Origin of the sequence: Pelomonas sp. KK5 (genome assembly GCF_001984095.1) — a bacterium.
In the GTDB taxonomy this organism is placed as follows: Bacteria; Pseudomonadota; Gammaproteobacteria; order Burkholderiales; family Burkholderiaceae_C; genus KK5.
The window spans coordinates 1-9,458 of the sequence record NZ_LYVQ01000247.1; the positions used below are offsets into that span (position 1 = coordinate 1).

A 9,458-nucleotide genomic window follows, 5' to 3' on the forward strand; every position below is an offset into this window, starting at 1 on the left:
GTTGCAGGCGATCGAATTGTCCGAACAGGCTGTTCGGATGGGTCAGCAATGAATGAAACATGGCTTGCTCTCCGTTCAGTGGTGTCCACCGGCCGGGACATCCAGCCGGTCGCACTTCAATTAGGAGCAGGCGAAATAATTTCAAGAGTGCTTGCGGCGCTCGAAGGACAAGGGCGTCAGGGCGCCTGGCAGCGCATCTTTAGTCGCGCTTGACATCAGAAACTCCCGGGCCGGCAGATCCTTAGGCTAAGGACCGAGCAATTCGTCGGCCAGCGTGCAGCACACAGCCGAATCGGCGCGTTGACCCGCCGATGGCAGCCGCTCTGGGAATTGACGAACAACGCCGATAGACAAACGCTCAACCCGTTGATTGCAGGCCGCAATGGAGCGGGCGAGCAGCTAGCCCGCGTGCAAATTCGGTCAGCACCGGTGTCATGATGGCCCAGCCGATCGCCAGCACTCCAAGAGCCTGCGGCAGGTCGGGGAAGTCTCCCGCGCCCAGGTGCACCGCACTCCAGTATGAGAGCGGTCCACCCACGCCGCCGAGCAGCGCGGCCAACAGCCATCGACCGTGCAGCCAGTGCAGCGTTTCTTGCAGCAGCGTTGCAAAGAGGATCCACAACGCGAGAATCCAGCCGGGCGCCCACTGCGGAAGTGGGCCGGGCGATGCGTACGCCACAACGCCGCCCCTGAGCATTGCAGTGTCCCAGAGCAGGCCAAACACGGTGGCAACGCAGGTTAGGACGATGACCTGGCAGCGAGCGGAGCTGCTCACAAGGTGCACACCCCAGACGAGCGCCACCATCGCGAGCCCGAACGAGGGCGTGCCGCGCGCGGCGCCGAGCACGCAGGCCAACCAAGCACCCTGAAAGGCCAAAAGGGAAAGGACCATCCACAGGGTCTTTCGGGTGAATATGACCATGGGCGCGATGTCTTCAATTGCTTCTCATGAAGCATCGTCCAGGGGCTGGATCTGGGGCACCCGCTTGAAGGCGGCAGCGTCGAAGCCCAGGGCTTTCGCTCGCTCCAGCAGCCCCTGCACGCGGGCCTCCGGCAGGTCCGGGCGGCGCGCCAAGATCCAGCCATAGCGTCGGTCAGGCGTCCCCACCAGCACCTCGCTGTAGTCGTCATCGAGTGCAAGGATCCAATAGTCGCCGTAGAACGGCCAGAAGAACGTGACCCTGAGCTTGGCATTGCCGCTGGCGGCCACGATCTTTGCGCGTCCTTCTGCGGAGTCGACATGGCCATCGGCCTTGCGGCAGCGATTGAGCACCCGGATACCTTCGTCCTGGGCGGTGTAACGAGCTTGCGTGTCGGACACGCATTGGCGCTCGAACCGATTGGGTAGCAACGCAATCTCATACCAGCTTCCAACATAGCGGGCGAGATCGACTGAGTTCACAGTAGGCAGCGGGGCGTTTTCCGCGGCGCGGATAGCCGGTGCGATGGAACACAGCCCAAAAATCGCCGAAAGGCACCAAAGGCGCCGCAGGTCGATGGCAGCTTTCATTTCTGATTGGTCGATAGTTTGACGCCTGCTCTTACGCGCCTTGGAGCTGTTTCGGATCACTCGCAGTCGGCGGGTCTGTTTCCATAGCCGTCCCGAGGCGCAATGCTCCCGAAGGACCACACGCTTGAGGTCCTCTCGGATAGCGACGGGGCGGCCGTCACCATGGAGAAGCTCAGTTGCGCCGGGGGCGTGGGCACCTTGAGGACCATCTTGCGGCCTGCATGGAATGGATCCTCCAACGCTTCCCATGGTTGGACAGGAAGCTCGTGCAGCTGGGGCATGACGTCGGGATCATCCTGGCTCAATTCGTCAAGCCCCTACGACAACCCATTCCCCGAAATGGTAGAGCCGGACATTTGGACAAGGCCTTCGCCTGAGCGTCCCTGTGGTCCGCGTTTCTCCGAGAAGGTTAAAACAAGCGGATCAATTGAGGATCTGTCCTACGTACTTCTTCGGTCACCTGCAGTAACGTTTCTGGCAGAAGAGCGTCCATCGGGGTTGTTGTGATGAGTTGCGAAAAAATCGTTTGCTTGAAGACCGGTGGGCCGTTGATGTCGGTGATCGAATTCATGGATCTGGGTGGCCGACCCCATGCACTCTGCACCTGGGTGGACGCCTCCAATTCAGTCCAGGCCAAATATTTTCCTGAGGACCTTCTCGTTCCTGAACCTGAGATTTTTCCGCCGTTGAGGCCAACAGACGCACCAACCGGGCGGGGGCAAGAACAAATCGGTAAGGATGTCGTCTGAACGACGAAATCAGCCTGTCTCCTGTCCCTGTCCTGCTTACCTCACGCAGGACAAGCAATCAGCTGTCTCCAAATGAGCGCGACAGCGTTGCCAACGCAGTGCGAGGCATCCCGCGTGCGGCCGTTTGCGTAGATTCGGCCGAGCCCAATCGGCTATACGCTAGGCCTCTCACCTGCCTGCGGACGCAACGTTGTCCTCTCTAGACCTTGCTCCCATACACTGCGGGACTGAGGAAGCGGAGGGCTATGCTGCAAGGTCAAGATCCGGTCAAAGTTGCCGTGCTGGGCGGTTCGGCGGGCAGCATCGACGCGTGCGCCAGCGTCTTGGCCGGGCTGCCCGAGCGTCCGGGCTTTGCCGTGCTGGTGATCAGTCATCTGGATCCCACGCGGGAAACCCAGCTCGACACCATCCTCAAGCGCCACACCGGCATGCCAGTGGAGCGGCTGGCGTACTTGCGCAAGATCGAGCTCGACACGGTCTACGTGCTGCCCGAGGACGCGACGCTGACCGCGCTCGATGGCCATTTCCGGATCACGAAGCGCGCCCCCGGACTGCATTTGCCCATCGACATCTGCCTGGCCTCGATGGCGCAGGATCCCGATGTCGAGGCCGCGGCTGTCATTCTTTCCGGCACCGGCACCGGCAGCGACGGTGCCGCGGGCATCGTGGACCTCAAGGCCAGCGGCGGGCTGGTGCTGGTGCAGGCGCCGGCCTCCGCGGCCCACGATGGCATGCCGATTGCTGCAATCGACACAGGTCTGGCCGACGAGGTACTGCCGCCGGCAGAAATTGCCGCCCGGCTGCTGGAGCGCTTCGGCACGGCACCGCCCGTGGAAGCGGGCGATGACTACGACGAGGTGCTCTCCACCGCCCTTGCGCTCGTCCAGGAGCGCACGGGCACCAATCTCGGCTACGTCAAAGACGTCAACCTCCGGCGGCGTTTCCTCAGGCGAGTGTTGTTGCAGAAGGATCGTGACGTGGCGGGCTACCTGCAACATCTGCGCACCGATCCGCTCGAGCCTGCGGCGCTGCGCGACGACATTCTTATCGGCGTCACCGCCTTCTTCCGCGATGCCGAGTTCGTCAACGTGCTGCGGCTCAGTCATCCCGAAGCTGATCGAGCTGGGACGCGATCCGATCCGCATCTGGGTACCTGCCTGCTCGACCGGCGAGGAGGCCTACACGATCGCCATCCTGCTGCGCGAGGCGCTCGATGCCAGCGGGCTGAACCGCAAGGTGCAGATCTTCGGCACCGACATCAACGAGGCCTCGATCGAGACGGCGCGGGCCGGGTTGTATTCGCCCGCCTCGGTCGAGAACGTGCCCGAGGCCTACGCGGCCAAGGCCTTCACGCCCAGCGCGGGCAGCTTCGCCATCCGCAAGGACATCCGCGCGACGTGCGTGTTCGCGCGGCACAACCTGATGACGCACGCGCCCTTCCTCGGCATGGACCTGGTCAGTTGCCGCAACATGTTGATCTACCTGCGCAAGGAGGCGCAGGAGCATGTGATGGGTGTGCTGCACTACGCGGTGCGGCCGGACGGCTTCATCCTGCTGGGCCGGGCCGAGGCCGCCTCCGCGACGCAGGGCTTCGAGCATGCCGGGCACCCGCACCTGTACCGCAAGCTGGCTGACGGCACGCGCTCGCGGCGCGGCTGGCCCGCCAAGGCGCTGCTGCCCTGGGCCGCGCCGCGCAGCGATGCGCTGCCGCGCGTGCCGGTGCAGATCGACCAGGTCGAGCAGGCGGTGACCCGCTGCGCGCTCGAGCGCTATATGCCGCCGGGCTTCGTGGTCAACGATGCCGGCGACGTGGTGCAGTTCCGCGGCGACGTGGCCCGCTTCGTCTCGCCGGCCACCGGCGAGGCCACGCTGGCGCTGTCGCGCCTGCTGCGCACGGAGCTCAATGTCCCGGTGCGCACGGCGCTGCTGGAGGCCAAGCGCTCGAACGCGCCGGTGCGGCGCGAACGCGTGCAGCTGGACGGGCAGTTCTACGCGCTGGAAGCCGTGCCCTTCGTCGTCGGCACGGACACCCAGCATTTCCTCGTGACGATCCAGGAGCAGCCCGAGGGCGCGCTGGCTGTGGAGGCGGGCCGCTCCGATGGGGGTGGCAGCCGCGAGAGCGATCTGGAACGGACGGTGGTGACCCTGTCCGCCGAGCTGGATTCGGCCCATGCGCAGCTGCGCACGATGGTGCTGGAGTTCGAATCGGCCAACGAGGAATTGCGCACCTCCAACGAGGAGATGCTCAGCGCCAACGAGGAGATGCAGAGCGCCAACGAGGAACTGCAAAGCGCCAAGCAGGAACTCGAGTCGACCAACCAGGAACTGAATTCGCTGAACGAGGAGATGAAGGTCCGCAACGACCAGTTGGCCGTGGCCAACGACGACCTGAGCAACCTCGTCGAGGGCATACCGCTCGCTGTCGTGCTGCTGGACCGACACTTGCGGCTGCGCCACTTCACGCCGCAGGCCGCCGAGCTGTTCGGGCTGCGGCCCGACAGCGTCGGCAAGGCGATGCCGACGCTGAACGACCGCTTCGCCATCGCCGACCTCGAGCGCATGGTCGACATCGCGGTCAAGGGCCTGGCGGCGACCAAGGCCGAGTACCAGGATGCCAGCGGCCACTGGTGGCTGGTCAACGTGCGCGCCTACCGCACCTCGGACGATCGCATCGACGGCGCGGTTCTCGTGTTCGAGGACATCGACAACCTGAAGCAGGCTGTGGCGCGGGCCGAGACGGCGCGCGGCGAGGCCGAGCGGGCCAACACCGCGAAGGACGAGTTCCTCGCGCTGGTGTCGCACGAACTGCGGGCGCCGCTGAACGTGATCTCCGGCTGGGCCTGGGTGCTGGACCGCCGGCTGCCCCGGGACGCGGCCGAGGATGACGACGGCTCGGAGCGCAAGGCGATTGCCACGATCCTGCGCCAGTGCCGCGCGCAGGCGCAACTGATCGACGACCTGCTCGACGCATCCCGCATCACCTCCGGCCGCTTCGCGATCGACCGGCATCCGGTGGATCTCGGCGAGTGCGTGTCCTCGGTGCTGGAGAGCATGCAACCCGCGGCCCGTGCGCGCGCGCTCAGCCTCACCAGCAGCGGGCTCAGGATGGGGCACCTCGTCAACGGGGACAGCCGCCGGCTGCAGCAGATCGTCAGCAACGTGGCCAGCAACGCGCTCAAGTTCACGCCGGCCGGCGGCCGCGTCGAAGTGGCGCTGACGCGCTTCGGCGGCCTGCTGGAGCTGTCGGTGTCCGATTCGGGCATCGGCGTGCCGGAGGACCTGCTCGGACGCATGTTCGAGCGCTTCACACAGGCCAATATGGGCCGCACGCGCGAGCATGGCGGCCTCGGGCTGGGCCTGTCCATTGTCAAGCACCTGACGCAGGCCCACGGCGGCACCGTTGCGGCACTCAGCGAGGGGCCGGGCAAGGGCCTGCGCCTGATCATGCGTTTCCCGGCGCTGGACATGCCTGCCGCCAGCCCCGAGGCGCCGGGCGCGCCGGCGACGGTCGAGGGCAAGCTGCGGCTGGAAGTGCTGCTCGTCGATGACGATGCCGACTCGCGCGAGGCGCTGGGCGAGCTGTTGCGCCTCGTCGGCGCGCGCGTGGAGACAGCCGGCTCGGCGAGCGCGGCGGTCGCCCTGCTGGACGTGCGCAGCTTCGACGCGATCGTCAGCGACCTTGCAATGCCGGGACAAGACGGCTTCGAGTTGATGCGCATCGTGCGCGCACGTGAGATGCGCGACGGTCGGCCGCGCAGCTACGCGATCGCGCTCTCGGGCCTCTCATCGTTGCAGGACCGGGACATGGCACTTGCCGCGGGCTTCGACGACCATGCGTCCAAGCCTGTGGACGCCGAGGCGCTGGTGAACTGGATGAAGGTGGCGCGCGACCGGGTTCCATTGCGTTAAAGAATTGCCTGTTTGCTTGGCGAGCAATCTACCGCCCTTGGCCCCTTGTCCGAACTTGGTCGAGGTGCATTGGAGCCGCCCTCACGATGCGCGACCCATTTGACTTTTGTGCAGGAAGGGGGCCTGCATGATCGTTGCCTTTCCAAGAGGCCGTTGCGCCGCCAACTGCGGCGCCAGCCAAGGTCGCCAAGGCAGCACCCCCCGCCAAGACGTCGCCGGCGACGAAGGCCCCGGCCGGATCGGCTTGTACAGCTGCTTCGCAGCCTGGCGCATGCCTATGTTTCTACCGCTCCACCGTTGCTGCTCCTTGCACGAGCGAATGCGGGTCGTCGCCCGAACGAGCCAGCCGGTGTCGTCGAAATGGGTGAAGAACCTGGCTCAACGCCTGAACTCCTCCACCAGCAACTGCTCCATCCGCTCCAGTAGCGGCGCGCGGTGGCCGTGGCGGCGCGTCAGCCAGCCGACCCGCCGGCGCATCGCGGGCAGGGCGATCGGCAGCGGTTCCAGCCCGATCGTCTCAAGCATCCGCAGCGCCCAGGCGCTGCTCAGGCTCAGCATGCGGCTGCCGCAGAGCATGCGCATCGTGTTCAGGTTGGTGGCCGCCGCCTCCACCCGCACCGCCAGCGGCGCCAGCCCCGCCTTCTCGACGAAGCGATCCAGCTCGCCGCGCATGCGCGTGGCAGGCGGCGGCAGCAGCCAGGGTTCGGCCGCCAGGTCCTCGAACTTGAGCCCCCTGCGCCGATGCAGCGGATGCGAGCGATCGGCGATGACCCGCAGTTCGTCCTCGTACAGGGGCACGGCCGCTACGTCCGCCGGCAGAGGCCGCGGCAGCGGCGCGACCAGGGCGTCCAGCGCGCCGCTGGCGAGATCGTCCATCAGGTAGTGCATCAGCCGTTCGGTCAGGTGCACCCGCGCGCCAGGTCGCTCGGCCAGCATCCGCTGCACCAGGCGCAACACGCGCTCGGTGTCGGTCGACGGGCTGTAGCCGATGCGCAGGATGCCCAGCTCGCCGGTCTTCATCTGGTGCAGCTCGCTCAGCGTGTCGTCGAACTCCATCTGCATGCGCCGCGCCCGGCGCAGGAAGGCCTGGCCCGCGGCCGTCGGCAGCACGCCCTTCGGATGGCGCTCGAACAGCGGCATCCCGGCCAGGCTTTCCAGCCGCGCGATCGCGCGGGTCAGCGCCGACTGCGTCAGCCCCAGCGCCTCCGCGGCGCGGCCCACATGCTGGTGCTCGGATACCGCGATCAGGTAGTCGATGTCGTTGAGGTTCATCTTCGATGGCCTTGATGACTTGTTTTCATCGAAGTGTGCCATCTTGTGCATTGTGGGAATGCTCATTTGCGCCAAGACTGCGGCTCCAGAACACAGACGGAGACGGTTCCATGACGCAGCACCCAGACATCTGCCGGCACATCCGGCGCGGCGCCCGCTACTGGCCGCAGGTGCCGGCGGTGGTCTGCGGCGCGGAGCAGCTCAGCTTCGCCGCGCTCGACGAGCGCAGCGACCGGCTCGCCCATGCCTTGCTGGACCTGGGCCTGGCCAAGGGCGACCGGGTGGCGGTCCAGTCGCGCAACGCGATCGTCCTGGTAGTGCTGGAGACCGCGCTGTTCAAGGCCGGCCTGGTGAAGGTGGCGCTGAACGCGCGCTTCACCGAGCCCGAGGTGCGCGAGGTGCTGGAGAGCGCCCGGCCGGCCGTCTTCTGAGCCGGCGCCGGTTTCGCCGGCCGCCGCTTCGAGGGGGTGCAGCATCACGTCAGCCTCGCCGGTGCCGCGCCGGGATATCTCGATGCGCAGGCACTGATGGACCGCGCGACGGCCGGCCCGGTGCAGGTGGCGGTGGCCGACGACGATCTCGCCGTCCTGCATTTCTCCTCGGGCTCCACTGGGGCGATCAAGGCGGCGATGCAGACCTTCGGCAACCGCCGCGCCTGCATCCGCAAGATGCTGTTCCGCAACGAGGGCGCGCCCCGTCCCGGCGACCGGCTGGCCCTGGTCGGGCCGATCACCCATGCCAGCGGCATGCTGATGCAGCCCTTCCTCTACGCCGGCGCCACGCTTCACCTGTTCGAGCGCTTCAAGCCGGAGGAATTCCTTGCGGCCGTCGAGACGCAGCGCATCACCCACGCCTTCATGGTGCCGGCCATGATCCATGCGCTGCTGGAGGCACCGTCGCTGGAGCGGCGCGACCTGTCCAGCCTGCGCCAGCTGATCTACGGCGCCGCGCCGATGGCGCCGGCCCGGGTCGAGGAAGCCTGGCGGCGCATCGGCCCGGTTCTGGCCCAGGGCTACGGGCTCAGCGAGTCCTGTTCAGCCGTCACCGCGCTGACGACGCGCGACCATGCCGAGGCACTGGCCCAAGCGCCCGAGCGCCTCGCTTCGTGCGGCCGGGCCTATGGCGAGACCGAGGTGCGCGTCGTCGACGAGGCCGGGAGGGAGGTCGCCGTCGGCGAGATCGGCGAGATCGTCGTGCGCGGCCCCGACGTGTTCGCCGGCTACTGGGGCGAGCCCGCGCTCAGCGCCGAGGCGGTGGTGGACGGCTGGCTGCGCACCGGCGACCTGGCCCGGGTGGACGAGGCGGGCTTCATCTACATCGTCGACCGCAAGAAGGACATGGTCGTCTCCGGCGGCTTCAACGTCTACCCGACCGAGGTCGAGGCCGCGCTGTACCGGCATCCGGCCGTCTACGAGGCCTGCGTGATCGGCGTGCCGGACGAGCGCTGGGGCGAGGCGGTGAAGGCCGTGGTCGTCGCGCGTCCCGGCGCCGCGCTGCGCGCGGACGAACTGATCGCCCACTGCCGCCGGCAACTGGCCGACTACAAGGCGCCGCGCAGCGTCGAGTTGGTGGCGTCGCTGCCGAAGAACGCCAACGGCAAGCTGGCCCGCAAGGAAGTGCGCCAGGCCTACTGGTCCGGCCTGGACCGTCAGGTCAACTGAACGAACGCAAGGAATACTCCCGCATGAACGCCCCCATGAGCTCGACCTCCACCTCCTACCCGGCGCTGCGCGAGCGCGCGCTGGCCTTCCTGCGCGACGAGCTGCAGCCGCTCGAGCAGCGCCTGGGCCTTGGCCCGCAGGACCGCATCCCGCGCGAGGTGCTGCGCGACGTCTGGCAGCGCTCGCAGGCGCTGGGCCTGCTGGGCGCCGCGCTGCCGGCCGAATTCGGCGGGGCCGGCCTCAGCACCGTCGAGCTGTGCCGGCTGAAGGCGGAGCTGGCCGAGGCCGGCGGCATCTTCGCGCTGCATGTGCTGGGCGAGCTGAGTGGCCCGCCGCGCATCGGCAACCTGCTGAAGG

7 protein-coding genes and 2 pseudogenes are annotated in these 9,458 nt (G+C 67.2%); 5 read left to right on the top strand and 4 right to left on the bottom strand.

Annotated elements, in window-relative coordinates; translation table 11 throughout:
* Window positions 1–213: hypothetical protein (locus B0W88_RS34970; RefSeq protein WP_233151855.1), on the top strand; the 213-nt coding region annotated here is incomplete at its 5' end.
* 145 nt (window positions 214–358) lie between these two features.
* Here B0W88_RS34970 and B0W88_RS26645 read toward each other — a convergent pair.
* The 3 genes from B0W88_RS26645 to B0W88_RS34515 form a co-directional block, all read right to left on the bottom strand.
* Entirely contained in the window at window positions 359–922 is a 564-nt protein-coding gene (locus B0W88_RS26645) for a DUF2878 domain-containing protein (RefSeq protein WP_077037613.1), read from the bottom strand.
* Window positions 923–946: 24 nt separating this feature from the next.
* The gene (locus B0W88_RS26650) at window positions 947–1,510 is read right to left on the bottom strand and encodes a lipocalin family protein (protein ID WP_077037614.1); all 564 of its coding nucleotides are present in this window, start codon (window positions 1,508–1,510) and stop codon (window positions 947–949) included.
* 409 nt (window positions 1,511–1,919) lie between these two features.
* On the bottom strand, window positions 1,920–2,081 hold the full coding sequence (locus B0W88_RS34515) for a hypothetical protein (RefSeq protein ID WP_198937946.1): 162 nt from the start codon (window positions 2,079–2,081) through the stop codon (window positions 1,920–1,922).
* 423 nt (window positions 2,082–2,504) lie between these two features.
* Between B0W88_RS34515 and B0W88_RS34975 the strand changes: the two are divergent.
* Together B0W88_RS34975 and B0W88_RS34520 are read left to right on the top strand one after the other, a co-directional pair.
* Window positions 2,505–3,002: pseudogene (locus B0W88_RS34975) on the top strand (chemotaxis protein CheB); the annotation flags it as partial.
* 328 nt (window positions 3,003–3,330) lie between these two features.
* Complete coding sequence (locus B0W88_RS34520; protein WP_233151856.1) at window positions 3,331–6,168, top strand: CheR family methyltransferase; 2,838 nt, start codon at window positions 3,331–3,333, stop codon at window positions 6,166–6,168.
* A 378-nt stretch (window positions 6,169–6,546) separates the two neighbouring features.
* Here the strand turns inward: B0W88_RS34520 and B0W88_RS26680 are convergent, their stop codons facing one another.
* Window positions 6,547–7,440, bottom strand: coding sequence for a LysR family transcriptional regulator (locus B0W88_RS26680; protein ID WP_077037617.1), 894 nt, complete (start codon window positions 7,438–7,440; stop codon window positions 6,547–6,549).
* 110 nt (window positions 7,441–7,550) lie between these two features.
* On the opposite strand from B0W88_RS26680, the pseudogene B0W88_RS26685 reads away from it, so the two are divergent.
* Both B0W88_RS26685 and B0W88_RS26690 read left to right on the top strand, forming a co-directional pair.
* A pseudogene (locus B0W88_RS26685) lies at window positions 7,551–9,101 on the top strand (AMP-binding protein).
* Window positions 9,102–9,124: 23 nt separating this feature from the next.
* The coding region (locus B0W88_RS26690; RefSeq protein WP_233151857.1) for an acyl-CoA dehydrogenase family protein at window positions 9,125–9,458 on the top strand (334 nt) is incomplete at its 3' end.

Coding starts and splice junctions, on each gene's coding strand:
- B0W88_RS34520 (WP_233151856.1), top strand. CDS start 3,331: ATGCCGAGTTCGTCAACGTGCTGCGGCTCAGTCATCCCGAAGCTGATC.
- B0W88_RS26645 (WP_077037613.1), bottom strand. CDS start 922: ATGGTCATATTCACCCGAAAGACCCTGTGGATGGTCCTTTCCCTTTTG.
- B0W88_RS26650 (WP_077037614.1), bottom strand. CDS start 1,510: ATGAAAGCTGCCATCGACCTGCGGCGCCTTTGGTGCCTTTCGGCGATT.
- B0W88_RS26680 (WP_077037617.1), bottom strand. CDS start 7,440: ATGAACCTCAACGACATCGACTACCTGATCGCGGTATCCGAGCACCAG.
- B0W88_RS34515 (WP_198937946.1), bottom strand. CDS start 2,081: ATGAATTCGATCACCGACATCAACGGCCCACCGGTCTTCAAGCAAACG.